This window comes from Bradyrhizobium sp. USDA 4011, from assembly GCF_054063415.1.
This window is the reverse complement of sequence record NZ_JBSSGG010000001.1, coordinates 5,427,683-5,453,147: the sequence shown is the minus strand read 5'-3', so window position 1 is coordinate 5,453,147 and position 25,465 is coordinate 5,427,683. Positions and strand designations below refer to the sequence as shown.

Below are 25,465 nucleotides of genomic sequence, written 5' to 3'. Positions count from 1 at the left end.
AAGCGCCGCTATCAGGCAATGATCAAACTATCTTAGCGCCTATGGGCGAAAGCCAGGACGACGATGAGGATGGCTCTCGATTCAAGGGAGAGACGGGAGCCAGCCTACTGGCACACCGGCGCGGTCAGTTTCGGGTCGGCTGGTCTTGCTGACCAATATCCCCGCTGACCGAGCTCCGCATCGTTTGTCGAGGGAGCACATACGTAGCTCGTCTTGCCAATGCACATGGGCGAGCCAATCGAGAAGATGAGGTTTTCGTAGATGCAGTAATTGCCGATCCCGGACGGCAGATCGGTCGGCGGCGAAGTGGATCCGCCCAAATAAGGCTGTGAAGAAATGCCCGGCGCCCTGTCTTGCGCCTCGGCCGCATGAAGGGAAATCAAAAGCGTCAGACACGTGACGATGCGGAGCATGATTCCTCCGGTCAGGGAATGCCGCCGAAGCGTCGGGCGACTTCCGGCGCGGGAAGCGCACTGGCAGCCGCGACGGAATCGCTAGCAGGCTAGTACGACAGTTGCTTTGCAAATTCTCCGAAGGACAGACACGCTCTCGGCTTGAGCCGAGGTCGCGTTTTGGTCCATTGTATCATCTGCTGCGCCTGCGCAGAAGTGGTCGTTGTTGCAGCGAAGCGGGCCACGGCTACCAAGCGTCGTCAAGCCTCGCGCGCGTAGCTCTTCAGCCTTGCCTCCAGCACCGCGATCACCTGGTCACGGACCGGATCGCGGGAGCCTTTCAGCCAGGCGGCGGCGAGCGGCAGGCGGCCGGTGCTGCTGCCGCGCTTGAGCCTAAGGGGAACGAAACGCACGCCCGGGATCGCCATCCGCGCGGTCCAGCGCGGCACGATGGCGACGCCGAGCCTTGCTGCGACCATGTTGACGATGGTCTGCTTCTCGTCGGCGATCTCCTGGATGCGCGGCGTCAGCCCGGCCTCGTCGAACAGCTTTGTCGTGAGGTCGTGGCTGTGCGGCCGCGAGCGGCGCTCCGGCACGATCAAGGGCTGATCAGCGATGTCGGGCAGAACGATCTGCTTGCGCCGCGCCAGCGCGTGCTTGTGCGACAGCGCCACCACGGCGGTCTCCTGCAGCAGCGGAACAAACTCGATGCGCCGGTCGGGCCGCTCTGGCGGGCGCACGAAAGCGAGATCGAGCGCACCCGACAGCAGTTTTGGAAGCAGCCGGATGGTCTTCTCCTCCAGCAGTTGCACGGCGACGTCCGGATGGGCGGCGCGGAGGTCGCGCAGCAGCGGCGGCAAGAGGCCGGCCGCGGCGCTGTCGATCGCGCCGATCCGGAAGCGCCGCGCCTGCGGCTTGCGCAGCCGCCGGCGAAAGCCGTCCTCGATCGCCTCGGCACGGCCAAGCAGCGCCCGTCCCTCGCGCAGGAGCACAGAGCCGTCCTCGGTCAACGACACCGCACGCGTGGTGCGCGCGAACAGCCGCACCCCGAGATCCTCCTCCAGCAGCTTGATGTGGCGGCCGAGCGCCGACGGCATCATCTGCAGGCGCTGCGCGGCACGGCCGAAATGCAGTTCCTCGGCGGCCGCCACGAAGCAGCGCAGCTGGTGCAGTTCCAAAGTGGGTTCCTGTCCGTTTGATCCGCCGTTGCCGGCTGGGGCAATTATATCATTTTTTTGTATAAACCGGCGCGGATTGAACCGGAAGGGCGCGAGCCTCTAGGCTTCCCGGTGGCGCGGCGACACGCGCCGTCCCAACAAACAAGACCAACCCTGAGGAAGCCCATGGAAAGCCAGCTTGGCACGCGCGTGTTGCGCAAGATCACCCTGCGCATCGTGCCGTTCATCATGCTGCTGTACTTCGTGGCCTTCATCGACCGCGTCAATATCGGCTTCGCCTCGCTGACCATGAACAAGGACATCGGCCTGTCGCCGACGGTCTATGGCTTCGGCGCCGGTATCTTCTTCTGGGGCTACTTCCTGTTCGAGGTGCCCTCCAACATCATCCTGCACAAGATCGGCGCGCGGATCTGGATCGCGCGGGTGATGATCACCTGGGGCCTGGTCTCGGCGGCGATGGCGCTGGTTCAGGGCGCGACCAGCTTCTACGTGCTGCGCTTCCTGCTCGGCGCCGCGGAAGCCGGCTTCTTCCCCGGCATCATCCTCTACCTGTCCTACTGGTTCCCGGCGCGGCAGCGCGCCGCCGTCACCGCGCTGTTCATGGCCGCGGCGCCGCTCTCGACCGTGCTCGGCTCGCCGGTGTCGGGCGCACTCTTGGAGATGGACGGCCTGTTCGGCTTCAAGGGCTGGCAATGGCTGTTCGTGCTGGAGGCGGTGCCCGCGGTGCTGCTCGGCTTCATCGTGCTGGGCTTCCTGACCGACCGGCCGGAGCAGGCGAAATGGCTCGCGGATGACGAGCGCGCCTGGCTGGTCAAGACCATGAAGGCCGAGACCGACGGCAAGGCCTCAACCGCGAGCCACAGCATCTGGCGCGGCCTGGCCGACCCGCGCGTGCTGGCGCTGTCGCTGGTCTATTTCGGCACCTCGGCCGGGCTCTACACACTTGGCGTGTGGGCGCCGCAGATCATCAAGGCGTTCGGGCTGTCGTCTCTGCAGGTCGGCTTCCTCAACGCGGTGCCGGCGACCATCGCCGTGATCGCGATGATCCTGTGGGCGCGGCATTCCGACCGCACCGGCGAACGCACCTGGCATGTCGTGATCGCCTGCCTGATCGCGGCCGCAGGACTTGCGCTTGCCGGGCTGTGGACCGGCCTTGCCGCCGTGATCGCGGCGCTGACCCTGGTCAATATCGGCATCTCCTCGTCGAAGCCGCCGCTGTGGAGCATGCCGACCATGTTTCTATCAGGCTCGGCCGCCGCCGCAGGGATCGCCACCATCAACTCGATCGGCAATCTCGGCGGCTTCGTCGGCCCCGCGATGATCGGCTGGATCAAGGAACGCACCGGCAGTTTCGAGGGCGGCCTTTATTTCGTTGCCGGCCTGCTGGTGCTGTCAGCCGTCCTCACGCTGCTGCTGTCGCGCGCGCAAGGCGCACCCGTGCCGGCCGAACCGCAACCCGATCCCGTGCGAACCCGCTAACCACTCATCCGGAGACAACCCATGCGTACCCATTCCATCGCCGCCATCCCCGCCGACGGCATCGGCCCCGAAGTGATCTCCGCGGGTGTTCGCGTGCTCGAGGCGCTGGCAAAGCGCAGCGGCGACCTCAGCTTCAACGTCAAGACCTTCGACTGGGGCTCGAACTACTACAAGAAGCACGGCGTGATGATGCCGGCCGACGGCCTCGCTGACCTGAAGAACTTCGACGCGATTTATTTCGGCGCGGTCGGCGCGCCCGACGTGCCCGACCACATCACGCTGTGGGGACTTCGCTTACCGATCTGTCAGGGCTTCGACCAGTACGCCAATGTGCGGCCGACCAAGATCCTGCCCGGCGTCGCCTCGCCGCTGCGCAATGTCGGCGTCGGCGATCTCGATTGGGTGATCGTGCGCGAGAATTCCGAGGGCGAATATGCCGGGATGGGCGGCCGCGCCCACAGGGGCCTGCCGGAAGAAGTCGGTACCGAGGTCGCGGTCTTCACCCGGGTCGGCGTGACGCGGATCATGCGCTACGCGTTCCAGCTCGCGCAGTCGCGGCCGCGCAAATTCCTCACCGTGGTGACCAAGTCGAACGCGCAGCGCCACGGCATGGTGATGTGGGACGAGATCGCCGCCGAAGTGGCCAAGGAGTTCCCCGATGTGACCTGGGACAAGATGCTGGTCGACGCCATGACAGTGCGGATGACGCTCCATCCGAAGAGCCTCGACACCATGGTGGCAACCAATCTGCATGCCGACATCCTGTCGGATCTCGCAGGTGCCCTGGCCGGCAGCCTCGGCGTCGCGCCGACCGGCAACATCGACCCACAGCGCCGCTTCCCCTCGATGTTCGAGCCGATCCACGGCTCGGCCTTCGACATCACCGGCAAGGGCATCGCCAATCCGGTCGCGACCTTCTGGACCGGTGCGCAGATGCTGGAGCATCTCGGCGAAAAGGACGCCGCGGCGCGCCTGATGGCCGCGGTCGAGAAGGTGTGCGCGGCCGGCGTGCTGACGCCCGACGTCGGCGGCAAGGCGACGACCAAGGAAGTCACCGACGCCGTGATCGACGCGATCCATGGATCGAATGTGTGATGCGTCGGAGAGAAATGCAGTGAGGTGAGCGCGGCGGAAGGGCTTCCTCCCCCCTTGCGGGGGAGGGTTGGGGAGAGGGGCACCGCTTGCTCCGCCCGCTAATTGAGAAGGACAGGCCCTCTCAGGTGTTCGAGGTGTGTGTTGATGTGATCGAACCGACGTCTTGCATCACTCCCGGGCCCACCCCTCACCCCAACCCTCTCCTGCAAGGGGAGAGGGAGCCTGACCGGGACGCCCACCTTACGGTGGTGCGCCTGCTTCCGATACCGCAACCGGGGAACGAACCGTGCTACCCGATCTGACCAGACGACACTTCATGACTGCTGGAGGACTATCGATCATGGCCGCGATGACGGGGATACAGCCGGCAGGCGCCGCGCCATGGCGCGATGAGATCCGCGCCATCGCGTTCGACGTGCAGGGGACGTGCGTCGATTTCTATCAGCCGATCCTGCGTGCCGGGCAGGCCGTCAACGCCGCGAAGGGGCTCGCGCTCGACTGGGCCAAACTCTCGAGCGAGTGGCGCGATCTCTATCGTACCGCGCTCGACGATGTGATCGCGGGCAAGCGCCCATGGATTCGGGTCGACCGCATCTATCGCGAGGCGCTCGATGTGCTGCTCGATCGCCACGGCCTCTCGGAGGCCTTCTCGCGCGACGAGCGCGACGAACTGAACACGGTGTGGAGCAAGCTCGACGCCTGGCCCGACAGTCTCGAAGGCCTTGCGCGCCTGCGCAGCCGGTTCGTGACCTCGACGTTGTCGAATGCCGGCATGGCCGCCGTGGTGGCGGTGGTCAAGCACGCCAAGCTGCCGTTCGATGCCGTGCTGACCGCGGAGCTTGCACGCAGCTACAAGCCGTCACCCGCGGTGTATCAGCTCGCCGTCGACTACCTCGGCTATCCCGCCGACAAGATCCTGATGGTCGCCTGCCACAAATACGACCTGAAGGCGGCCCGCGCCTTCGGCATGCGCACCGCGTTCGTCGCCCGTCCGCTTGAGTTCGGGCCGGCGGCGAAGGTCGACGTTGCGCCGGAATCCTGGATCGACCTCCACGCCGACAGCTTTACGCAACTCGCCGACAGGCTCGTGCCGGCGTAACGGCGCGAGGGGGGCAGCGCGGTTCACCCACCCTAGAGCGGGATGACGTTTCTTCGAAACATCATCCCCCTCTGTCTCTTTGGTTTGGCAGGATCTTCTCGGAAAACCGCTCCACACTTTTCCGGATCACGCTCCAGACGCACCGGCCTCCGCGCAATTGGTCAGCCGCGCCGGCACACCGACGGCGGTGCAGCCGGCCGGCACATCCGACGTCACCAGCGCACCGGCGCCGATCTTGGCGAAATCACCGACAGAGAGGTTTCCGATCAGCGTTGCGCCGGCGCTGAGCAGCACGCCGCGGCCGATCGTCGGGGCGTGACGCGGGTCATCCTGATGCCGCGCGATGGTCACGTTCTGCAGGATCGTGACCTCGTCGCCGACGGAAGCCAACGCGCCGATGATGATACCGGTGCCATGATCGAGGAAAACCGCCGTTCCGATCCGGGCCGACGGGTGAATGCTGATCTGCAACTCGTCCGCCGCCGCACTGTGCATCAACAGCGCAAGATCGGGGCGATCATGGCGCCACAGCCAGTTCGACACCCGCCAGGCTTGCAGCGCGACGTAGCCTTTGAAGTTCAACAGCGGCAGCAGCAAGCCCGTGATCGCCGGGTCGCGGCGCACGATGGCCACAAGATCGGTGGCCGCGGCATCGACCAGCGCGGGCTCGGCCGCGAACGCCTCGCGGGCCGTCCGCATGAACTGCGCGCGATCGGCCTCGGCGCGGCAGATAGCCCGGCCGATCAGGGAGGCGAGCACACCGCCGAGATCGCCCTGGTCGAGGATGAAGGCAGCCGACGCCTCGAGAAAGCGATCGGCGACAACAGCAGCTTCCGCCTCGCGCCGGATCGCAAGCCAGAGATCGTCGGGACTCGCCGTCGCAAATGCCGCCATGATCACCTCATCGCCCGCTTCAGGACGATAGAGTGGGCATGACCATCGCACAATGCAAACCGCCCGCTTGCTTGGCGCAAACGGGCGGCTCAGGCCATCAGGTTCTATGGGGGCACATCGCCTGAAGGCTCAGTGCTTGCCTCGCGGGATCAGCTCTGCGGCGGCTGATCGTTCGGCGGGGTCGGACGGGTCTTGTGCTGCGCCATGAAGGCGTCGAACTCTTCCTTGTCCTTGGCGTGGCGCAGGCGATCGAGGAAGTTCTTGAACTCGACCTGCTCTTCCTCGAGCCGGCGCAGCGTGTCCTGGCGGTACTCGTCGAAGGCGCGGTTGCCGCTCGAGGGCGGGCCGAAGCCGCCGAACGGGAAGCCGCGGCGCTCCATGCGGCTCTTCATCCGCTCCATCCTGTCCTGCATGCGCTCCATCTTGTTCGCCCAGCGATCCTGATCGTAGTGACTCCAACAGGCCATTTTTCTGCTCCCGAGTGTGAAAAAGAGAAGGGCGAGGCCGATCGGCCACCAGATCATGAAGCCGAGGATGATCCCGGCGATCTTCAGGGGATGCCACGGCGTCGCGTAGAAGTGTGGACGGTAGGGCTCTTCGACGGGGCCGCGCCAGCGATTGACATCTGCGGTGTAGGCCATTTCCTTCTCCATCACGGCAATCACGCCGTTGTGAATGTAAATAACATTTACATAGATAGCCGAGCCCTTGGGAAAGTCAAGCGGAGCAGATGACGCACCCCTCGGATTATTTTTGGCTTGGTCGTTGAACCTTATTTCGGCTTGCCCCACGGGCCGGATCTGTCGCCGGCAGGCTCTTCGTCGGCTGCCGCGGTTCCCGGCCTGCGATCGGTGAGGAAGCCAAGGCCGCGCAGATAGATCAGCACTTCGGCCTCGAGCAGATCCTCCGGCGACATCGGCAGCTTGCGCCGCGCGGCATCGCCGCGGCCGAACAGCGAGGCGACGCCGTGCGACATCGACCAGATATGCAGCGCCATCATCATCGCCGGCGGACGCGGTGTGCCGGGCGGCGCCAGCGCCGCGAGCCGCTCGGCGGCGGCACGGATGATCGCAAATGCGCGTTCGCTTGCCGCCATCAAGGTCGGATTGGAATCGACCGGCAGGCCGGATTCGAACATCGCGGAGTAGAACGCGGGCTCCTCACGCGCAAAGGCGAGATAGGCCTTGCCGAGCCGCTCGAACGCCGAGACGGTGTCGGGGCGGCCGTCGTCCCAGGCCTGCGTCAAGAGCGCCTCGAACTGCTCGAAGCCGCGCTGTGCGATGCTGGCGATCAGTTCGTCACGGTCGCGGAAGTGGCGGTAGGGCGCTGCGGGGCTGACGCCGGCCATTCGCGCGGCGTCGGCAAAGGTGAAGCCGGCCGGCCCCTTCTTCGAGATCAGGTCGAGGGCTGCCTGCAGCAACGCCTCTTTCAGATTGCCGTGATGATAGCCGCGCTCGGCGCGGCCTTGGTCCTTGCGCCAGCTCATGTGAACGGCTTTTACATGAGCCAGCGGTAAAGGTCACTAGCGGCGGGATCACGGGGTCATCAAGATTAACGGACCGGCAGGCTGAATGCGCGACTAGGCGGGGATGTAGGTCAACCTGATCGTGTTCGCGCCCAGCCGATCGCTTGCCACGAGGCGCAGCGGGGCGCAGGGCCCGGCGAAGAAGGGCTTGCCGCGCCCGAGCACGACGGGCCGGAGGTAGATCTGATATTCATCGATCAGGCCGAGCTCGGTCAGACGTCCCGCCAGTTCCGGTCCGGCGACTTCGATCTCGCCGTCGAGCCGCGCCTTCAGCCCGCGCACCGCGGCCTCGAGGTCGCCATCGATCAGGGTCGCGTTGGGTCCGACGGACTTCAGCGAGCTTGATACCACCCACTTCGGTTGGCTCCGCCACACGGCGGCATAGTCGCGCTCCTCCGCATCCCAATCCGGGAGGTCGTCGTCCCAATAACGCATCGCCTCGTACATGCGGCGGCCGTACAGCATGCCGGTCATGCCGCGCACCTGCTCGATGAAATGACGAAATAGCCCGGGTTCTCGCGGCATTGGCTGATCGTGATCGACATAGCCGTCGAGCGACTGGTTCAATCCAAAGACGAGCTTCGCCATGGCGCACGATCTCCATCGACCCGAGAACCGAAGTTCGGATGCAAATGCCTCTCCCGTTGCGAGCGGGAGAGGTGCGTTGAGTTTGCGGCTTTGCCTCCCCTGGGGCGCTATCTTCCCGGGATCGGCAGCACCGGCATGATCTCCACGGCCTCGCCCGGGAAGATCGAAAAGTGCGGGTGGTTCTCGAACAGCTTTGCCGCCGCCTCATGGGTGGGCGCGCGCACCACGGTGAAGCCGGTCATCAGATTGGCGATGTCGGTGGTGCCGCCGGCCCCGACCCGCTTGGTCTTGCCGAGCGGCCCGCCCATCTCGACGATCACGTCGTGGTGCTTCTCGACCCAGGCGCCCCACGCGGCCATGCCCTGCTGCTCCTTGGCACGCCTTTCGGCCTCCGGCAGCGCGTTCCAGGCTGCCATGCGCGAACCGGATTTGCCGCCGCCGAGGTAGACGGCGAGGAAGGTGTTGCTGCTCATCGTGCTTCTCCGTTGTGGTGGTTCGACGATCGGTCGGTCGCGCGATGCCGTTTTGGAGCGGCATCGCTTCTCGTTTGAGATCTAGCGGAGCGCCTTGCCCCAGCCGCCCTGCGGATGCTCGAAGGTGGCGGCCGCCTGCTGCACCTCTTCGGAGAAATCCGCTATCTCCTGCACCTGGCGGATCTCGATCATCTCGTTGGCGGAGGCCGGGCACTGCTTCGCCCATGCGATCGCTTCGGCGCGCGAGGCGACCTCGATCATCCAGAAGCCGCCGATCACTTCCTTGGCTTCGGTGAAGGGGCCGTCGACCACGATCGGCTCGCCGGTATCGAACTTGACGCGCGCACCCGACGCCGGCGGATGCAGGCCTTCCAGCGTGATCAGCACGCCGGCATCCTTCAGCGCCTGATTGTATCGCATCATCGCGGCGACCCGTTCCGGGTCGAGCTCGAGCTTGGCCGGTGCGGACTCATAGCCGAGCGGGATCATCAGCATCATGAAACGCATTGGTCGGACTTCCTTGCTAGTTGAATCACGTGGAGTTCTATCCCCGTCATTTCAGGAATGCGCCGTCCGAATTCGAGTTTACCCGAATTCGGCACTTAGTATTTGTCCAAGTCGGCAACAGCCGACTTGGACAAGCAAGCCGGCAATGACGAAGTCGTCACCTGTTTCCGGCCTGCGCGCGCAGGCGCTCTTCCTGCTCGCGGAGCTCGGGCGTCAGCGCCTCGCCGAAATCCTCCGCGGCAAACACCTGGCGGATCTCGATCTCGGAGCCGCCGTCGAACGGCGCGCGCTTCATCCAGTCGATCGCTTCATCGAGCGAGCTGGTCTCGATCAGCCAGAAGCCGCAGACCAGATCGCCGGTCGGGCTGAACGGTCCGCGGCTCACGGTGCTCTGCCCGCCGGCATATTTGACGCGCGCGCCCTTGCTGGTCGGATGCAGGCCCTCGCCGGCCTGCATCACGCCGGCCTTGACCATCTCCTCGTTGAACTTGGCCATCGCGGCAAGCAGCTCGGTGCTCGGCATCACGCCGGCCTCGGTATCCTTGTTCGCCTTCACGATCACCATGAACTTCATCGTCCTGCTCCGTTGTCTCTGAGCCGATCACAGCACCGGCGCTCGATTGAACGACGATGCAGAGTTTGCGATTCCGACACGGCGTTTGAAATTATTCTCGAGGTCATTGACGCACGCTCCGCGCTAGTCATCGATCGCCTGATTTTCCAGGTTTCCTTCGCAGAATTCGAGCTCGCCTGCGACGATCGGGCGAGCGATATCACCGAGGCTGCCTCATCGATCCTGCCTGACGAGTTCACCGTCCTGATGCGACGGGCCGAAATAGACATCGATCCGCGACACCTTGTCGCCGTCGAACACGAAGAACTCGGTGTTGCGAAAGCTCTTGCCGTCCCTGGCAACGCAGCGATAGGTGACGAAGGCTTCAGTGCCGTCGACCATGATGCGCTCGATCTCGTGGCGGCCGATCCAGCCGGAGTCGCGCCAGCACTCGGCGAAATAGCGCGGCTTGTCGATGTTCTCGCCATAGGGCGTCGAGAAGCGGAAATCCTCCGCGAACGCGGCCTCGACGCTCGCGCGGTCATTGGCGAGGTAGGCGGCGAAGATCCCGCGGATGATCTCCGCCCTGTTGCCAGCTGCAGCCATGTCATCTCCACACAAATCTCGCCCGGGCCCCTCGGCGCGACCGGCGCTGCAGAACCCGGGCTTCAGGGAGATGACGAACGGGGCGGCGCGAAAACGACATCGCGCCGCATTTATTTTCGGGGTCCTAATCGGACCTCAGGTTCCTCATTTCGGGGTTTCTTTTCAGTCCTCCTTGGGAAACATGCCGAAATAGGGCTCGGCTTCCTTGAGGACGCGCGCGAAGGATGGTCGCGCCTTCAGCCGCTCGAGATAAACAGCCAGATGCCGGTGGCCCTCTCCGAACTGCTCGACCTTGTTGCCGTAGAACAGCGCCGGCGCGGCGGAGCAATCGGCCAGCGAGAAGCGCTCGCCCATCATCCAGCCGCCATGCGCGAGTTGCTGGTCGAGGATTGCATAGGAGGTGCGGAGTTGCGTCCGGGCCTCGGCTACGCCATGCGGGTCCTTCTTGTCGGCAGGCCGCAGCCGGTCGCCGACGATCTTCTGCAACAGCAGATGGACATAGAGATCGAGGAAGCGATCGCGCAGCCGGGTCTGCAACGCAAGCTCCGGGTCGTCAGGAATCAACCTGGCGGTGCCGGGATAGTGCCGGTCGAGATATTCGATGACGATGCTCGATTCAGGCACCGTCTCGCCACGCGCCTCGTCGCGCAGCACAGGAAAGCGGCCGATCGGCCACAGCGCGAGGAGCGCCGCGCGCTCGGCGGGATCGCCGAGATTGACCATGTTCGGCGTGAACGGCGCGCCGTTCTCGTAAAGTGCGACCAGCGCCTTCCAGCAGAACGACGACAGCGGGTGGTAATGCAGGGTCAGTGACATCAGAACTCCATCATGGAACCAGTACCCGGAGGACGAACCCGGGACCGCCCTGCCGACATCTCGTGCGGCAATTATTTCGGCCGGCCCCGGGCGCCGAGAGCGGGCATCGCCGCGACGCGCATTCGTCGAGTCGCGAATCGACGTGCAGGATCGATCCGTGAAGGCCGTCAGCAATATCAGCCTTCGTAATAGGTCTATCAGCGTTGCTGAAGTGCACGCGTTGCAATCATCTGCATCAGACCAAAGTTGTCATCGATTTCGTCCGTAAGATTACGGTGAACATCGCATCACGACTATGGATGATGATGTGCAGATCAGAAAATTACTTCGCAAATTGAGATAGATGCACCCGCGGCGCATTGCATTATGCAGTCCGTGCCAAGCCGCAGGCTTTACCGATGCTAAACGGCTCGCTGCAACCTTTCCGTGAGTTGTCACGATCTGCTTTTCCATCCCGCTTCATTTGGACCTTTCACGGAGCCCTGATGTTCAGTTTCAGCAGCAAGGCAAACATCGACAGTACGCTGGCGCAAGCCGCAGCGATCGGCAGGTCGCAAGTGGTGATCGAGTTCAAGCTCGACGGCACCATCGTCACCGCCAACGAGAACTTCCTGAACGCGATGGGCTACACGCTCGAGGAGATCAGGGGCAAGCACCACAGCATGTTCGTCGAGCCGGCGTATCGCGACAGCCACGACTATCGCGCGTTCTGGGCGAGCCTGAACCGCGGCGAATTCCAGGCCGCGCAGTACAAGCGCATCGCCAAGGGCGGCCGCGAGATCTGGATCCAGGCGTCCTACAATCCGATCCTGGACAAGAACGGCAACCCGGTCGGCGTCATCAAGTTCGCCACCGACATCACCGCGCAGAAGATCCACAGCATGGAAGACGCCGGCAAGATCGCCGCGATCGGCCGCGCGCAGGCGGTGATCGAATTCAACATGGACGGCACCATCGTCAATGCCAACGAGAACTTCCTCGGCGCGATGGGTTACTCGCTCGCGGAGATCCAGGGCAAGCATCACAGCATGTTCATGCCTCCGGCAGACCGTGACAGCCCGGCCTATCGGGAGTTCTGGGCACGGCTGAACCGCGGCGAGTTCGTGACCGGCGAGTTCAAGCGGCTTGCCAAGGGCGCCAAGGAGATCTGGATCCTCGCCAGCTACAACCCGATCCTCGACGACCGCGGCAAACCGTTCAAGGTCGTCAAGTTCGCGAGCGACGTCACGCAGCAGAAGCTGAAGGCCGCCGACAATGACGGCCAGATCGATGCGATCGGCAAGTCGCAAGCCGTGATCGAGTTCAACATGGACGGCACCATCCGCACCGCGAACCCGAACTTCCTTGCCGCGATGGGTTATTCGCTTGCTGAGATCCAGGGCAAGCATCACAGTATGTTCGTCGAGCCGGTCGAGGCAAGCTCGAACGCCTATCGCGAGTTCTGGGGGACGCTGAACCGCGGCGAGTTCCAGGCCGCCGAATACAAGCGCATCGCCAAGGGCGGCCGCGAGATCTGGATCCAGGCGTCCTACAACCCGATCCTCGACCTCAACGGCAAGCCCTACAAGGTCGTGAAATACGCGACCGACATCACCGCGCAGGCGATCGGCCGCAAGAAGGCCGACAGCGCGCGCGGCCTGATCGAGGCGGTTGCCGCCGGCAGCGAGGAGATGAGCGCCTCGATCCGCGAGATCTCGGAGACCATGACCAAGTCGAAGCAGAACGCCGCGGTCGCCACCGGCCGCGTCGAGGCGGCCGACGGACAGGCGCAGAAGCTCAATGCCGCAGCGCAGGCGATGAGCGGCATCGTCGAGATGATCTCGAGCATCACAGGCCAGATCAACCTGCTCGCGCTCAACGCCACGATCGAATCGGCGCGTGCGGGCGAAGCCGGACGCGGCTTCGCGGTGGTCGCCTCGGAGGTGAAGAGCCTCGCCAATCAGGCCAAGCAGGCGACCGACACGATCTCCTCGGAGATCGATGCGCTGAACTCGATCGCCGCCGAAGTGGTCACCTCGCTGTCCGAGATCAAGGCGGCGATCGCCGGCGTCAACGAATACATCACCTCCACCGCCGCCGCGGTCGAGGAGCAGAGCATCGTGACGCAGGACATGTCGACCAATATGCAGCGCGCCTCCGCCGAACTCGCGGCGTAGGTAGCGGTGCCATCCGCGAAGGATGGACGGCCCAGGCTGGTGGCTGTGCATCCTTCGAGACGCGCCTTCTCGGGTCAAACGAGTGTAGCGCTGCTGCCGCTGCCCACGTATTGCGAGCGAAGCGAAGCAATCCACCGCGCCGCGCGGGGAAAATGGACTGCTTCATCGCTATCGCTCCTGGCAATGACGGCAGAGCAAGCTTAGCGCCTCTCAGGTTGACATCACCGGACAAAGGTCGCAGACGGTCGGGACTTGCTGCCCGAACCGATGGACCATCCGATGAATTCCGCTTCCCCCAAAGTCGCACTCGTGACCGGCGCCGCGCGCGGTATCGGGCTTGCCGCAGCGAAGCGCTTTCTCGCCGACGGCTGGCGCGTCGCGCTGCTCGATATCGAGGGCGAATTGCTGCGCGCAGCGGTCGCGGCATTGAAGCAGCCCGACACGACGCTGGCGCTGACCTGCGACGTATCGGATGCCGCCGGCGTGGAAGCCGCGATCGCGGCGATCACGGACCGCTTCGGCCGGCTCGACGCGCTGGTCAACAACGCCGGCATCGCCGTGTTCACGCCGGTGCTGGAGACTTCGGACGCCGACTGGAACCGGATCATGGCGGTCAACGTCACCGGCCCGTTCCTGTGCACCAAGGCGGCTGCGCCTGTGATGCGCGAGCATGGCGGCGGCGCAATCGTCAACATCACCTCGATCTCGGCGGTGCGCGCCTCGACGCTGCGCTCGGCCTACGGCACCAGCAAGGCCGGCCTCGCCCACCTCACCAAGCAGCTCGCGGTCGAGCTCGCCTCGCTCGGCATCCGCGTCAACGGCGTCGCGCCGGGGCCGGTCGAGACCGCGATGGCCAAGGCCGTGCACACGCCGGAGATCCGCGCCGACTATCACGACTCCATCCCGCTCAACCGCTACGGGCTGGAAGAGGAGCTGGCGGAGGCCATCTTCTTCCTGTGCTCGGATCGCGCCAGCTACATCACAGGCCAGATCCTCGCCGTCGACGGCGGCTTCGACGCCGCCGGCATCGGCCTGCCGACCCTGCGCGGCCAGCGGCGGAATGGGTAGTGCCTTTCTGGAGCAGCACTCCTCCTCGTTGCCCGTCCCCCTGAGGAGCGCGCTCTTGCGCGCGTCTCGAAGGGTCGACGGCCCGGCTGGTGGCCGTGCCCCCTTCGAGGCTCGCTCTGCTCGCACCTCCAGCGACAAAGGCGAAGCCTTTGCGCGGGGGTGACAGGTAGAAAGCAGAGAAGGCCTACCGCCCGTTCACCGCCACGACGCGCCAGACGTCAGCCAGCCGGTCGATCCGCGTCAGCGACAGCGGATCGATGACGAAGCGCAGCGCCAATTCCGGCGCGAGCTCGAGTGCGATTGCGAGGATTGCGCGGATGGTGCCGGAGTGCACGACCAGCACGACGTCGCCGGCCGGCAGGCGCGCCAGCCCTGTCCTTGCCCGCGCGATCTGATCGGCAAAGCTTTCGCCGCCGGGCGGTCGATTGGTCGCTGGCGAATTCCAGAACGCGCGATAGGCCGCCCCGAGTTCGGCCTCGATCTCGCTGTGGCGCCGGCCGGTCCAGTCGCCAAAATCCTGCTCGCGGAAGGTATCGTCCGAAAGCGCCGCAAGGCCGAGCCGTGCCGCTGTCTCGCACGTTCGCCGCGCGGGACTACAAACCGCGCGAGCACCAGTCGGCAACCGCGCCTGCAGCGCCGCGAACGCCGCGGCATCACCGAGATCGGCCGGCGCATCCGGCGCGTGGATCACGCCGCGCGGACCGTCGACCGGCGCGTGCCGGATCAGCCAGAGACGCGTTTCGTCTTCCATTTTCCGCCTGTTCATCTTGAAGCGCTTTCTTCACGCGAACCGGTCTCCATTTCGCATGGAAATGCTCTAGCCGAGCCGCGCCGCGAGCAACACCAGGATCGCTGTTTCCGCGACCTGCTCGGCGCCGCCAAGCACGTCGCCGGTTTGGCCGCCGATCTGCCGCTTTGCCAGCAGCGCCGTCATCAACGCGCTCGCGCCGGTCGCGATCGTCGCCAGCAGCGCGCTGCCGAAGGGCAGAGCTAGGAGTGCGATCACCAGCGCGATGCCGGCTGCGACCACCGCAATCGTGCCATCGGGCCGGCCGGCATTGGCCGCGAGTCCATCCTTGCGCGCGTAAGGCAGGCTGATCGCGATCCACGGCAGCACACCGCGGCCGAGCGCATGCGCGGCGATCAGGCTCTGCACCACCATGCCGTCGGGAAGCGCCGCCAGCGCCGCAAGCTTGGTGGCAAAGCTCACCATTAGCGCCAGCGCGCCATAGGTGCCGAGCCGGCTGTCGCGCATGATCTCGAGCTTGGCCGCAACGTCGCGGCCGCCGCCGAACCCGTCGGCGACATCGGCGAGCCCGTCCTCGTGCAGCGCGCCGGTCAACAGCGCGCCGCCGCCGAGCGCCAGCGCCGCCGCGGCGAGGTCCGGCACGCCGATCGTCCGCAGCAGCAGGCAGAGCAGGCCGATCGCCGCCCCGATGCCAGCCCCGACCAGCGGAAACAACCGCTGCGCCCGGGCAAAGCCCTCCGGCCGCGCGCCGTCCGGATGCGGCATCGGCAGCCGGGTCAGAAAGGCGATGGCGGTCCTGAGATCGTCGAGCAACTCACGCATGGTTTTGGTATTCAAAGTCCTGGCCTTCAAATTTTCTAAAGCGCGATGAGGTCAGGTTGGACCGTCGCCGCGCTTCAGCCTCCTGTTAGGGCACGATCTCCGCGCAAGCGCTACGCGTTTGTCGCGCGGGAAAAACCGCTTCACAGCGCTCCGGAACATGCTCTAGTTTGCGGCCCGCTCGACGAGGGAATCGCATGCAGTTCAGTACTCTAGACGACATCCGCAGCTTTTGTCGCGAGCTGCCCGAAGGCGACGCGGCGAGCGCCGCGGCCGCCACGCTGCGCCAGCAGAACCTGACCAAGCCGCCGGGGAGCCTCGGCCGGCTGGAAGAGGTCGCGATCTGGCTCGCACGCTGGCAGCGCCGCGAAATCCCCCGGCTCGACCAGGTCACGATCGTCGTGTTCGCCGGCAATCACGGCATCGCCGAGCGCGGCGTCTCCGCGTTTCCTTCTGAAGTCACCGCGCAGATGGTGGCGAATTTCGCCGCGGGAGGTGCCGCGATCAACCAGATCGCCAAGCTTGCCGGGGCCGAGCTGCGCGTCGAGCCGCTCGAGCTCGCACGTCCGACCCGCGATTTCACGATGGCGCCGGCGATGGATGGCGCCGATTTCCTCATCGCCTTCGACACCGGCTGGCGCACGGTGCCGGAGCGGTGCGATTTGCTCGTCGTCGGCGAGATGGGCATCGCCAACACCACGGTCGCCGCGACGCTGTGCGCGGCATTGATGGGCGGGCGCGGCGCGCGCTGGGCCGGCCGCGGCACCGGCGTCGACGATGCCGGCCTGCTGCGCAAGCGCACCGTGATCGATACCGCGCTGAAGCTGCATCGCAGCCTGCTCGACGATCCCCTCGCCGTCGCCGTCGCGCTCGGCGGCCGCGAGCTCGCGGCCATCTCGGGCGCCGTGCTGGCAGCACGTGCGCGATCGATCCCGGTGCTGCTCGACGGCTTCGTCGCGACATCGGCGGTGCTGCCGCTGGCGCGGCTTGCGCCTGATAGCCTCGCGCATTGCCGCGCCGGCCATGTCTCGGCCGAGCTCGGCCATCGCCAGCTGCTGCGCGAACTCGGGCTCGCGCCCCTGCTCGATCTCGAGATGCGGCTCGGCGAAGCCTCCGGCGCGGCGGTTGCGATCCTGCTGCTGCGTGCAGCGCTCGCCTGTCATGGCGGCATGGCGACCTTTGCCGAGGCCGGCGTCTCCGGCGCGGGCTGACAAACTGTCGCCGCATGCGCTAGACAAACTGGAGCATGGCGCGAGCCGGAGCGACGCTAACGGAAGGAACCGCCGCATGCGCATCGGTGCGATCTGGAAGATGTCGACGATCTCGACGATCTTGGGGATGGCAGCGCTGCTTCCCGGTGTCTCCGGCGCGCAGGCCGATGTCCGCATCCTCGCCAGCCCCGGCGGGGAGGTCGGCCCGTTCATCGAACTGTTCGACAAGGTGCGCGAGTCAGGCGAGCGCGTGGTGATCGACGGGCCGTGCCTGTCGGCCTGCACGCTGGTGCTCTCGATGGTGCCGGGCGACCGCATCTGCGTGACGCGGCGCGCCGTGCTCGGCTTCCACGCCGCGCGCTCGATCGACCGGCGCGGCCGGACCTATGCGGAGCCGGAAGCATCCGAGGCGGTGCTGGAGGCCTATCCGGCGCCGGTGCGCGGCTGGATCGTGCGCCGCGGCGGCCTGACCTCACGCCTGCTGCTGCTGCGCGGTCGCGAGCTCACGGCGATCTATCCGCGGTGCAGGTGAAGCGCTCTCTCCGTCCCGTCATCCTGAGCTGCGAACCTTGCGGCGCAATTGCACCGCTGGGCGAGCCTCGAAGGATGCGCGGCCACCAGCCCGGCCGTCGATCCTTCGAGGGCCGCTGAAGAAGCGGCCACCTCAGGATGACGGTCCCGACCGGGTCGCTTGCGGCCTACATCTGCTGCGGGCAGTTCACCATCCAGGGGATGCCGAACTGATCGACGCACATGCCGAAGCCGTTGGAGAAGAAGGTCTTGCCGAACGGCATGGTGACCGTGCCGCCTTCGGACAACGCCTTGAAGCGGCGCTCAGCCTCCGCGGGATCCTCGACCTGCAGCGCGACGTGAAACCCCTGCGGCTTCTGGAAGTGGCCGGGCGGGGCGTCGGAAGCCATGATGATCTCGCCGTCGATCGAGACCCTGGCGTGCATGATCTTGTCCTTCCAGCCGGGCGGCGTCTGCATCTGCGGATTGCCCTCGCCGTAGGGATAGGTTTCCTCGATCCGCGCACCGAGAACCTTCTGGTAGAAGTTCAGCGCGGCGCCGCAATTGCCGTCGTAGGAGAGATAGGGGTTGACCTGCATCACATGCTCCCTGGGTAACTATTTTTCCGTGAGTTTCTTCAGATTGGCGAGACCGACCTCGAAATCCTTGCCGATCATGTGATCCAGGTTCATGAACACCTGCATCACCTTCGACATGAAGACGGCCGGACCATACATGGTCCATGTGACGCTGGTCGCATCTCCCTGCGGCAGCATTGTGAACTCGGCGGTGTTGTGGCCCTCGAACGGCTTGAGGAAGTCGAGCTTGATGACGATCTTCGACGGCGCGGACGATTGCAGGATCTCCATGCGGCCGGTGCCGACATTCTTGTTGCCGTCCCAGGCATAGACCGCCCCCTGCCCGCGCCCGGCGCCGTCATAGGTGCGCTTCATGGCCGGATCCCGGTTCTCGTAGGGCGACCAGACCGTCCACTGCCGGAAATCGTCGATCAATGGAAAGATCCGTTCCGCCGGCGCATTGATGCTGGTCGCACGCGTGACGCGGAATGTGCTCGGCTTGGTCGCCGCGAGGACGAGGATGACCGCAATCGCGACCGCGAGGATGACAGCGATGATGGCAATGGTCTCGAACATGATGGTCTCCAGGTCGATGAATGAAGAGGAATAGCTCAGCGGCGGAACGGAAGCAGCGCGCGCAGATTGCCGTCGCGCAGATAGAGCCCGCCCCACACCATCAGGCCGAGATAGAGCCCGAACAGCGTGTGGCTGAACAGCGGGCTGCCGATCCGCACATGGGACGCGATCGCACCGCCGAGATAGCCGGTGAGCAGGATGGCGCCGAGGATCGAAGTCGGCGGCACCGAGTACAGCAGCGTGCAGACGATGGTGATGATGCCGAGGCTGCGCGCCAGCGTATCGCTGGCGCCAAAGCCCATCTTGTCCATGGTCTCGGTGACGACAGGCAATGGCAGCAGCTTGATCGCGCCATCGAACAGCAGAAAAAGGATAACCACGCCGCTCATGACGCGGCCGGTGATGCGGGCGGGCTTTGAGACTTCGGTGTCGACGATCGTCGGCATGGCGGGCTCCGTAAGGCTTGGTGATGCTCTCTGCCTTCATGACGAACGGAAGAGCGCGGGGCCGACAAGGACGGTGAAGATTTTTTGAGAAGCACGACGGGTGTTACGAGAGCGACGCACACAATGATCGTCTCGCCCGGGGCTTACCCCTCTCCCCGCCCTCCCCCGCAAGGGGGGAGCGAGCCTGACCAGCGTGCTCACCTCACTTGCGCTCGTTCACAAAATTTCAGCGCTTGATAATCCGACGTGAGGAAGCCACCGGCGGAGGGGTTCCCTCTCCCCTTGCGGGAGAGGGTTAGGGAGAGGGGTGCCACACGGGATGTTTCTCAACGTGCACTCGAACGAGGCACGACCAGCGACCGCTACTTCGCTTTCACATTGCGCGGCTGGCTGTCGCGCATCAGTCGGTCGATATGCATGCGGATATGGGCGGCTTCGGCGGTGGTGTTGGCGAGCGCGATGGCGCGGTCGAAGGCGACGCGGGCCTCCTCGTTGCGGCCGAGCTGCATCAGGAAGGCGCCGCGCACGCCGAAATAATGGAAGTAATTGGAAAGCCGCGGGGCCAACGGCTCGATCATCTCGAGCGCGGCTTCCGGCCCCTTCACCTTGGAGACCGCAACGGCGCGGTTGAGCGTGATCACCGGCGACGGCTGCATGATCTCGAGCGCGCCGTAGAGCAGGTCGATCTGGGTCCAGTCGGTATCCTCGGGCTTTTCCGCGCGGGCATGGAGCGCGGCGATCGCGGCCTGCACCTGATAGGGCCCGCTGCGGCGATGGCGCATCGCCTTGTCGATCAGCGCCAGCCCCTCGGCGATCAGCTTCTGGTTCCACAGGCTGCGGTCCTGGTCGTCGAGCAGGATCACCTGGCCGTCGGCGTCGAACCGCGCGGCGGCGCGGGCATGCTGCAACAGCAGCAGCGCGGTCAGCCCCATGATCTCCGGCTCGCTCTGGAACAGCCGCAGCAGCAGGCGGGCGAGCCTGATCGCCTCCTCGCACAGCGGCGAGCGGATTTGAGCGGTGTCGCCGCTCGCCGAATAGCCCTCGTTGAAGATCAAATAGATCATCGCGGCGACCGAGACGAGCCGCTCGCTCCGCTCGACCGCGCCCGGCGTCTCGAACGGCACATTGGCGTCGGCGACGCGCGTCTTGGCCCGCGTGATGCGCTGCTCCATCGCGGCTTCCGAGACCAGGAAGGCGCGCGCGATCTGCTTCACCGACAGGCCGGAGACGATGCGCAGCGCGAGCGCGATCTGCTGCGTCGCCGGCAGATCCTTGTGGCAACAGATGAACAAGAGCCGCAGGATATCGTCGCGGTAATGCGAGCCGTCGAGCCGCTCGGCGAGCTCCTCCTCGGCGTCGCCGAGGTCGGAGATCGCCTGGTCGTCGTCGGGCAACGCCTCCTGCTTCTTGCTGCGCCTGATGTCGTCGATGGCGACATTGCGGCCGACCATGATCAGCCACGCCGCGGGATCGCGCGGCGGGCCGTTCTGCGGCCAGCTCTTCAGCGCCCGCAGGCAGGCGTTCTGGAAAGCTTCCTCGGCGGTATCGAGATTGCGGAAGTAGCGCAGCAGTGCGCCAACCGCCTGGGGACGCGCCGACGTCAGCGCGGCATCGATCCAGGCGGTGTCGGTCATGCTCACGCCTTTGTGCTCCCCGGATTGAAGTAGCCGACCGGGCGGATCTCATAGGTGCCGCCGGGATTGGCCTCGCCGAGGTCGCGCGCGATGTCGAGCACTTCGTCGAGGTTCTTGCCTTCGACCAGATAGAAGCCGAGCAGCTGCTCCTTTGTTTCGGCGAACGGGCCGTCGAGCACCAGCGGCGGGTTTTCCTTGCGCAGCGTGGTCGCCGCGGTGGTCGGCAGCAGCCGCGCCACCGGGCCGAGCCGGCCCTGCTTGGCGAGCTTGTCCTGCACGACCGACAATTTCTGCATGACCGAGGCGTCGTGTTCCTTGCTCCAGGAACCGACCATGTCTTCGTCATGATAGCAGAGGATGGCGTACAGCATCGAAAAGGCATCTCCGTTCATTGCAAGAACGAATGATTATGCCTGCTGCCGACAGGCGGAGCGAAAGAAATTTAAGTTCCGGATGTCGGCGATGGATTTGGTCGACGCTTCATGGCGCGCCGCGACCGACTGCGTCTTGGGCCGTGGCGATGGCGTGTCACGCCGTCACCACGACGTTCATTTGCGACTACCAATAGACGCCGTAGCGGGCTGCGATCCGGCGCGCCTTGGCCTCATCGCTCTCCCGGCGGTTGGCGTGGCTCCTGTTCGTTGGCCGGGAGGCTTGCTGCCTCGGAGGCTCCGCCGGCTGCGCCTGCGACGGGGCCTGCTGGGCTTCGGCCGGAGCGGGCGCAACAGCCGGTTGCGCCTGAGCGGGCGTATCGGCGTTTGCGAGCACGAGGCCGCGGCTCTGGCCGGCATGGGCGGTGGTGGCTGCGGCTGCGATGAAAGCCGCGATCAGGATCAGCTTGCGCATGGAAGTTCTCCCCGGTTGATGGCAGGAGACTAGGGAGCGGGCCGGACCCGCTCTGTGATACATATCACATTGAAATTGGAGGTATCCGGATGGGTAAGGGCGCACTGGCGCTGCTGATCAATGGCGGCTCGGAAAACTGGTCGTCGGCGCGCTGGAAGGCGCGGTTCGACACCGTCTGCCCGGACCGCAGCGTGGTGCTGCTGCCGGACGGCGCGCTCGATCCCGCCGAGGTACATTATGCCGCGGTGTGGAAGCCGAAGCCGGGCGAGCTTGCGGCCTTCAAGAACCTGCGCGTCATCTTCAACCTCGGCGCCGGCGTCGACGCGCTGATGGCCGACCGCTCGCTGCCCGACGTGCCGCTGGTGCGGGTCGCGGTCGGCGATCTCACCGACCGCATGACCGAATATGTCGTGCTGCATGTGTTGATGCATCACCGCCAGGAGCTCTATCTGCGGGAGTCGCAACGATTGAGGCGCTGGGCGCCGAAATATCAGTGGGCGGCGGGCGCGATCACGGTCGGCATCATGGGACTCGGCACGCTCGGCGCGGCCTCAGCACACGCGCTGCGCGCGCTCGGCTTCCGCGTCGTCGGCTGGAGCCGCAGCGCGAAGCGGATCGACGGCATCGCCTGCCACCATGGCACTGAGGGGCTGGACGCGTTCCTGCGCGAGACCAACATCCTGGTCTGCCTGCTGCCGCTGACGCCCGACACGCGGCACGTGCTGAACCGCGACGTGTTTGCGAAACTGAACCGTAACAGCCCGCTCGGCGCACCCGTCATCATCAATGCCGGCCGTGGCGGCTTGCAGAACGAGGAAGACATCCTGCGCGCGCTCGACGACGGCACGCTGGGCGCCGCCTCGCTCGACGTCTACGAGACCGAGCCGCTGCCTCCCGCGAGCCCGTTCTGGAGCCATCCGAAGGTGGTGCTGACGCCGCACAACGCCGCCGATACCGACGCCGACGAGATCTCGAAATACGTCGCGCAGCAGATCGCGCGCTTCGAGCAAGGCGGCGCGCTGGAGAACCTGGTCGATCGCACGCGGGGGTATTGAGGCAGTGTCGTTCCTGCGAAAGCAGGGACCCACCGATGCATATTGAGGCGCGATAGTGGAACGACGAGTCTGTTTCACTACACCGGCCGCGGGGTATGGGTCCCTGCTTTCGCAGGGACGACCACGTTGATGGAGCAGCGCTTCGCTGGCGAAGCGCAACTCTCGGCGAGGGCTTCACCCCATCTCGGCGACCACCTCCGCGAGCCGGTCGTAGGCCGGCTCGACGACCTTCTCGATGCCGGAATTGAGGTGGCCATCGCGGGCCTCCTTCGTCGGATGCTTGATCGTGGTGGTCAGCGTGGTGGTGCCGCCTTCCTCGACGAAGGTCGAGGTGACGAGATATTCGTCGCTGGTGAAGCCCGGCATCGCAAAGGTCTCGCCGAATGTCAGCCGCTCCGGGCGCACCACTTCGCGATAGGTGCCGGTGAGGATGTGCTCGATGCCGTCGGACGACCGGAACACGAACCGATAGGCGCCACCGACGCGCAGGTCGATCTCGCACACCGGCATTGTGAGCTGCTCGCAGCCGAGCCAACGCACCAGATATTCCGGCTTGGTCATCGCATCGAACACGAAACGCCGCGGCGCATCGAATTGCCGCGTCATCGCGATCTCGAAATCCGACGGGGTCGTGACTTTCAGTTTCCTATCTGCGCGTGCGTCCACGTGGCTTCTCCTTGGTTACTCTCACTTTGCCATTGGTACGCGGCGGGGCCTTCGCGGCCTCCTCCGCCTTCATCTCCTCGAGCAGGCCGTCGAGGCGGTTGAAGCTCTCGTCCCAGAAGCGGCGGAAATTCCCGAGCCAGCCGTCGACTTGCTTGAACGAGGCGGGCGCGATGCGGCACGGCCGCCACTGCGCCTCGCGCCCGCGCGAGATCAATCCGGCATGCTCCAGCACCTTCAGGTGCTTGGAGATCGCCGGCAGGCTCATGTCGAACGGCTTTGCCAACTCCATCACCGAGGTCTCGCCCAGTGTGAGCCGCGCCAGGATGGCGCGCCGGGTCGGATCGGCCAGCGCCGCGAAGGTCGAACTGAGGGGATCGAGCGGCATGTACTTAGCTCATCGGTTAAATAACCTATGGGTTAAATACGACCAAACGGCGCTCGCGTCAACGGCCAAATTTTCTGGCCGCTGACGCAGGCGGGAGTCGTTCAGGATGTCTTCCGGGCGAAGGTGACGTGCGTCGCGTTCGGGCTCGCGACATGCGAGACGACGGCATAGCCGAGCGCAGGCAGATCGAGGCCCGCGAACAGGTTCTCGCCCGAGCCGAGCAGCACAGGCGACAACGCCAATTGCAGTTCGTCGAGCAAACGCGCTTGCAGGAACTGGCGCACCAGCGAAACGCCGCCGCCGACCCTGATGTCCTTGCCCTGCGCGACGTCGCGCGCGCGTTCGAGCGCTTCGGCAATACCTGATGTCACGAAGTGAAACGTCGTGCCGCCTTCCATCTCGATGTCGGGCCGCGCGTGATGGGTCAGCACGAACACCGGCGTGTGATACGGCGGATTGTCGCCCCACCAGCCTTTCCAGGCGTGATCCGGCCACGGCCCGCGGATCGGGCCGAACATGTTACGGCCCAGAATCCAGGCGCCGATATTTTCCATCGACTTGCGCGCGATCTCGTCATCGAGACCGGTGCTGCCGCCATCCTGGCCGAAGGTCTGGCGAAACGTCCGCGTCCCGAGGAACCAGGCAGGCAGCACCATGCCGCCTTCGCCGAAGGGATTTTCGAGGCTCTGACGCGGCGCGGCGCCAAATCCGTCGATCGAGACCGAGAATGCTGAAGTCCTGACTTTTCCCATGATATTCCGCTTCCGTGAGTTGAGGGACCTTACGGAAGACGGGCGGGAAAAACAGCGCCCGACATTTGATGCAGAAGAAATTTCGCCGCTTCTATTTGGCCGCGCACAGCACGTCGAGGGCGCCTTTCACGATCGCCTCGAGTTCCCCGCGCGGCACGCGGGCGCGGGCACGGATCGCGATGGTGTGGATGGTCGCTGAGGCGAGATGCGCCAGCGACGCCGGATCGGCGCCCTCAGGCAGCTCGCCGCGCTCCTTGGCATGGCGGAAGCAGATGCCGAACGCCTTGTCGAGCTCGGTCAGGCCCTCCACCACCATGGTGCGGATGCCCGGATCCGACACCGCCTCGGACGCAGCCGTCATCACCGTGAAGCAGCCGCGCGGGCCGGACTCGCCGGAGAGATAGATGTCGAGCGCGATCCGGTAGATGCGCTCAAGCCGCTCGCGCAGCGGCGCATCGGCGCGGAAGATGTCGACCATCGCCGCGCGCGCGTCATCGCGGTAGCGCTGGTAGCTCTTGATGTAGAGCTCGCGCTTGTCGCCGAACGCGCCATAGAGGCTCGGCCGGTTCATGCCGGTCGCAGCGCTGAGATCATCGAGCGAGGTCGCGGCAAAGCCGTCGCGGCGGAACAGATCGAGCGCTTTGCCGAGCGCGACCTCGGGCTCATAGGCGCGCGGCCGTCCGCGCCGCTTCGGCGCGACAGGGGCCTCGATTTTGGCAGCAGATGGCGGCTTCTTACTTTTTTGTACCATTTCGCACTTAAATCCTTGACCGCATCAATATTATCCAGGACAGTACAAAAATCAACAAG

Annotated in this window: 31 protein-coding genes; 8 read left to right on the top strand and 23 right to left on the bottom strand. The window is 65.3% G+C overall.

The features are described 5' to 3' along the window. Positions 1–104 precede the first annotated feature (104 nt). Both ACVW1C_RS25580 and ACVW1C_RS25575 read right to left on the bottom strand, forming a co-directional pair. Positions 105–413 (bottom strand): hypothetical protein, encoded by a 309-nt coding sequence (locus ACVW1C_RS25580; RefSeq protein WP_456760768.1) that lies wholly within the window; start codon positions 411–413, stop codon positions 105–107. Positions 414–652: 239 nt separating this feature from the next. Further along, the gene (locus ACVW1C_RS25575) at positions 653–1,570 is read right to left on the bottom strand and encodes a LysR family transcriptional regulator (protein ID WP_456760767.1); all 918 of its coding nucleotides are present in this window, start codon (positions 1,568–1,570) and stop codon (positions 653–655) included. 165 nt (positions 1,571–1,735) lie between these two features. On the opposite strand from ACVW1C_RS25575, the gene ACVW1C_RS25570 reads away from it, so the two are divergent. The 3 genes from ACVW1C_RS25570 (at position 1,736) to ACVW1C_RS25560 (ending at position 5,243) form a co-directional block, all read left to right on the top strand. Beyond that, the gene (locus ACVW1C_RS25570) at positions 1,736–3,049 is read left to right on the top strand and encodes an MFS transporter (RefSeq protein WP_456760766.1); all 1,314 of its coding nucleotides are present in this window, start codon (positions 1,736–1,738) and stop codon (positions 3,047–3,049) included. A gap of 21 nt (positions 3,050–3,070) precedes the next feature. Then, a complete protein-coding gene (locus ACVW1C_RS25565; protein WP_456760765.1) occupies positions 3,071–4,144 on the top strand; it encodes a tartrate dehydrogenase in 1,074 nt (357 codons plus the stop codon). Between the two features lie 340 nt (positions 4,145–4,484). Further along, entirely contained in the window at positions 4,485–5,243 is a 759-nt protein-coding gene (locus ACVW1C_RS25560) for a haloacid dehalogenase type II (RefSeq protein ID WP_456760764.1), read from the top strand. A gap of 126 nt (positions 5,244–5,369) precedes the next feature. Here the strand turns inward: ACVW1C_RS25560 and ACVW1C_RS25555 are convergent, their stop codons facing one another. The 9 genes from ACVW1C_RS25555 to ACVW1C_RS25515 form a co-directional block, all read right to left on the bottom strand. Then, positions 5,370–6,137, bottom strand: coding sequence for a serine O-acetyltransferase (locus ACVW1C_RS25555; protein WP_456760763.1), 768 nt, complete (start codon positions 6,135–6,137; stop codon positions 5,370–5,372). A gap of 149 nt (positions 6,138–6,286) precedes the next feature. Continuing rightward, complete coding sequence (locus ACVW1C_RS25550; protein WP_456760762.1) at positions 6,287–6,778, bottom strand: DUF2852 domain-containing protein; 492 nt, start codon at positions 6,776–6,778, stop codon at positions 6,287–6,289. A gap of 131 nt (positions 6,779–6,909) precedes the next feature. Further along, a complete protein-coding gene (locus tag ACVW1C_RS25545; protein ID WP_456760761.1) occupies positions 6,910–7,623 on the bottom strand; it encodes a TetR/AcrR family transcriptional regulator in 714 nt (237 codons plus the stop codon). A gap of 93 nt (positions 7,624–7,716) precedes the next feature. Then, positions 7,717–8,250 (bottom strand): dihydrofolate reductase family protein, encoded by a 534-nt coding sequence (locus ACVW1C_RS25540; RefSeq protein WP_456760760.1) that lies wholly within the window; start codon positions 8,248–8,250, stop codon positions 7,717–7,719. Between the two features lie 107 nt (positions 8,251–8,357). Continuing rightward, complete coding sequence (locus tag ACVW1C_RS25535) at positions 8,358–8,723, bottom strand: hypothetical protein (RefSeq protein ID WP_456760759.1); 366 nt, start codon at positions 8,721–8,723, stop codon at positions 8,358–8,360. A gap of 81 nt (positions 8,724–8,804) precedes the next feature. Continuing rightward, positions 8,805–9,230, bottom strand: coding sequence for a YciI family protein (locus ACVW1C_RS25530; protein WP_456760758.1), 426 nt, complete (start codon positions 9,228–9,230; stop codon positions 8,805–8,807). 157 nt (positions 9,231–9,387) lie between these two features. Then, positions 9,388–9,804, bottom strand: coding sequence for a YciI family protein (locus ACVW1C_RS25525; RefSeq protein ID WP_456760757.1), 417 nt, complete (start codon positions 9,802–9,804; stop codon positions 9,388–9,390). Between the two features lie 213 nt (positions 9,805–10,017). After that, positions 10,018–10,389 carry a nuclear transport factor 2 family protein gene (locus ACVW1C_RS25520; RefSeq protein ID WP_456760756.1) on the bottom strand — a complete coding sequence of 124 codons (372 nt, stop codon included), beginning with the start codon at positions 10,387–10,389 and terminating at the stop codon, positions 10,018–10,020. Positions 10,390–10,551: 162 nt separating this feature from the next. Next, positions 10,552–11,205: a glutathione S-transferase family protein gene (locus ACVW1C_RS25515; RefSeq protein ID WP_456760755.1), complete on the bottom strand. Its 654-nt coding sequence runs from the start codon at positions 11,203–11,205 to the stop codon at positions 10,552–10,554. 485 nt (positions 11,206–11,690) lie between these two features. Here ACVW1C_RS25515 and ACVW1C_RS25510 point away from each other — a divergent pair, with 485 nt between their 5' ends. Together ACVW1C_RS25510 and ACVW1C_RS25505 are read left to right on the top strand one after the other, a co-directional pair. Next, the gene (locus tag ACVW1C_RS25510; RefSeq protein ID WP_456760754.1) at positions 11,691–13,361 is read left to right on the top strand and encodes a methyl-accepting chemotaxis protein; all 1,671 of its coding nucleotides are present in this window, start codon (positions 11,691–11,693) and stop codon (positions 13,359–13,361) included. A 279-nt stretch (positions 13,362–13,640) separates the two neighbouring features. Further along, positions 13,641–14,429, top strand: a complete 789-nt coding sequence (locus ACVW1C_RS25505; protein ID WP_456760753.1) for an SDR family NAD(P)-dependent oxidoreductase — start codon at positions 13,641–13,643, stop codon at positions 14,427–14,429. Between the two features lie 184 nt (positions 14,430–14,613). On the opposite strand, the gene ACVW1C_RS25500 is transcribed toward ACVW1C_RS25505, so the two are convergent. Further along, on the bottom strand, positions 14,614–15,180 hold the full coding sequence (locus ACVW1C_RS25500; RefSeq protein ID WP_456760752.1) for a histidine phosphatase family protein: 567 nt from the start codon (positions 15,178–15,180) through the stop codon (positions 14,614–14,616). Positions 15,181–15,246: 66 nt separating this feature from the next. After that, the gene (gene cobS / locus ACVW1C_RS25495) at positions 15,247–15,999 is read right to left on the bottom strand and encodes an adenosylcobinamide-GDP ribazoletransferase (RefSeq protein WP_456760751.1); all 753 of its coding nucleotides are present in this window, start codon (positions 15,997–15,999) and stop codon (positions 15,247–15,249) included. A 194-nt stretch (positions 16,000–16,193) separates the two neighbouring features. On the opposite strand from cobS, the gene cobT reads away from it, so the two are divergent. Further along, a complete protein-coding gene (gene cobT, locus ACVW1C_RS25490; protein ID WP_456760750.1) occupies positions 16,194–17,207 on the top strand; it encodes a nicotinate-nucleotide--dimethylbenzimidazole phosphoribosyltransferase in 1,014 nt (337 codons plus the stop codon). 100 nt (positions 17,208–17,307) lie between these two features. Continuing rightward, entirely contained in the window at positions 17,308–17,739 is a 432-nt protein-coding gene (locus tag ACVW1C_RS25485; RefSeq protein ID WP_456763171.1) for a hypothetical protein, read from the top strand. 166 nt (positions 17,740–17,905) lie between these two features. Here ACVW1C_RS25485 and ACVW1C_RS25480 read toward each other — a convergent pair whose 3' ends face one another. The 6 genes from ACVW1C_RS25480 to ACVW1C_RS25455 all read right to left on the bottom strand — a co-directional run bounded on the left by ACVW1C_RS25480 (position 17,906) and on the right by ACVW1C_RS25455 (position 21,797). Further along, positions 17,906–18,316, bottom strand: coding sequence for a VOC family protein (locus ACVW1C_RS25480; protein WP_456760749.1), 411 nt, complete (start codon positions 18,314–18,316; stop codon positions 17,906–17,908). A gap of 18 nt (positions 18,317–18,334) precedes the next feature. Next, positions 18,335–18,871: an SRPBCC family protein gene (locus tag ACVW1C_RS25475; RefSeq protein WP_229171581.1), complete on the bottom strand. Its 537-nt coding sequence runs from the start codon at positions 18,869–18,871 to the stop codon at positions 18,335–18,337. 35 nt (positions 18,872–18,906) lie between these two features. After that, positions 18,907–19,317 carry a DoxX family protein gene (locus ACVW1C_RS25470; protein WP_176533584.1) on the bottom strand — a complete coding sequence of 137 codons (411 nt, stop codon included), beginning with the start codon at positions 19,315–19,317 and terminating at the stop codon, positions 18,907–18,909. A 362-nt stretch (positions 19,318–19,679) separates the two neighbouring features. Next, positions 19,680–20,957, bottom strand: coding sequence for an RNA polymerase sigma factor (locus ACVW1C_RS25465; RefSeq protein ID WP_456760748.1), 1,278 nt, complete (start codon positions 20,955–20,957; stop codon positions 19,680–19,682). Continuing rightward, positions 20,954–21,322 (bottom strand): YciI family protein, encoded by a 369-nt coding sequence (locus ACVW1C_RS25460; protein WP_456760747.1) that lies wholly within the window; start codon positions 21,320–21,322, stop codon positions 20,954–20,956. The genes ACVW1C_RS25465 and ACVW1C_RS25460 overlap by 4 nt, the downstream gene beginning before the upstream one ends. A 187-nt stretch (positions 21,323–21,509) precedes the next feature. Next, positions 21,510–21,797, bottom strand: coding sequence for a hypothetical protein (locus tag ACVW1C_RS25455; RefSeq protein ID WP_456760746.1), 288 nt, complete (start codon positions 21,795–21,797; stop codon positions 21,510–21,512). Between the two features lie 89 nt (positions 21,798–21,886). On the opposite strand from ACVW1C_RS25455, the gene ACVW1C_RS25450 reads away from it, so the two are divergent. Beyond that, on the top strand, positions 21,887–22,852 hold the full coding sequence (locus ACVW1C_RS25450; RefSeq protein WP_456760745.1) for a 2-hydroxyacid dehydrogenase: 966 nt from the start codon (positions 21,887–21,889) through the stop codon (positions 22,850–22,852). Between the two features lie 174 nt (positions 22,853–23,026). Here ACVW1C_RS25450 and ACVW1C_RS25445 read toward each other — a convergent pair whose 3' ends face one another. From ACVW1C_RS25445 to ACVW1C_RS25430, 4 genes are all read right to left on the bottom strand, one after another. Further along, on the bottom strand, positions 23,027–23,518 hold the full coding sequence (locus ACVW1C_RS25445; RefSeq protein ID WP_456760744.1) for an SRPBCC domain-containing protein: 492 nt from the start codon (positions 23,516–23,518) through the stop codon (positions 23,027–23,029). Then, entirely contained in the window at positions 23,499–23,903 is a 405-nt protein-coding gene (locus ACVW1C_RS25440) for an ArsR/SmtB family transcription factor (protein WP_456760743.1), read from the bottom strand. Before ACVW1C_RS25440 ends, ACVW1C_RS25445 begins: the two co-directional genes overlap by 20 nt. Positions 23,904–24,004: 101 nt before the next feature. Continuing rightward, positions 24,005–24,655 carry a dihydrofolate reductase family protein gene (locus ACVW1C_RS25435; RefSeq protein ID WP_456760742.1) on the bottom strand — a complete coding sequence of 217 codons (651 nt, stop codon included), beginning with the start codon at positions 24,653–24,655 and terminating at the stop codon, positions 24,005–24,007. A 91-nt stretch (positions 24,656–24,746) separates the two neighbouring features. Then, entirely contained in the window at positions 24,747–25,406 is a 660-nt protein-coding gene (locus tag ACVW1C_RS25430) for a TetR/AcrR family transcriptional regulator (protein WP_456760741.1), read from the bottom strand. Positions 25,407–25,465: the final 59 nt, after the last annotated feature.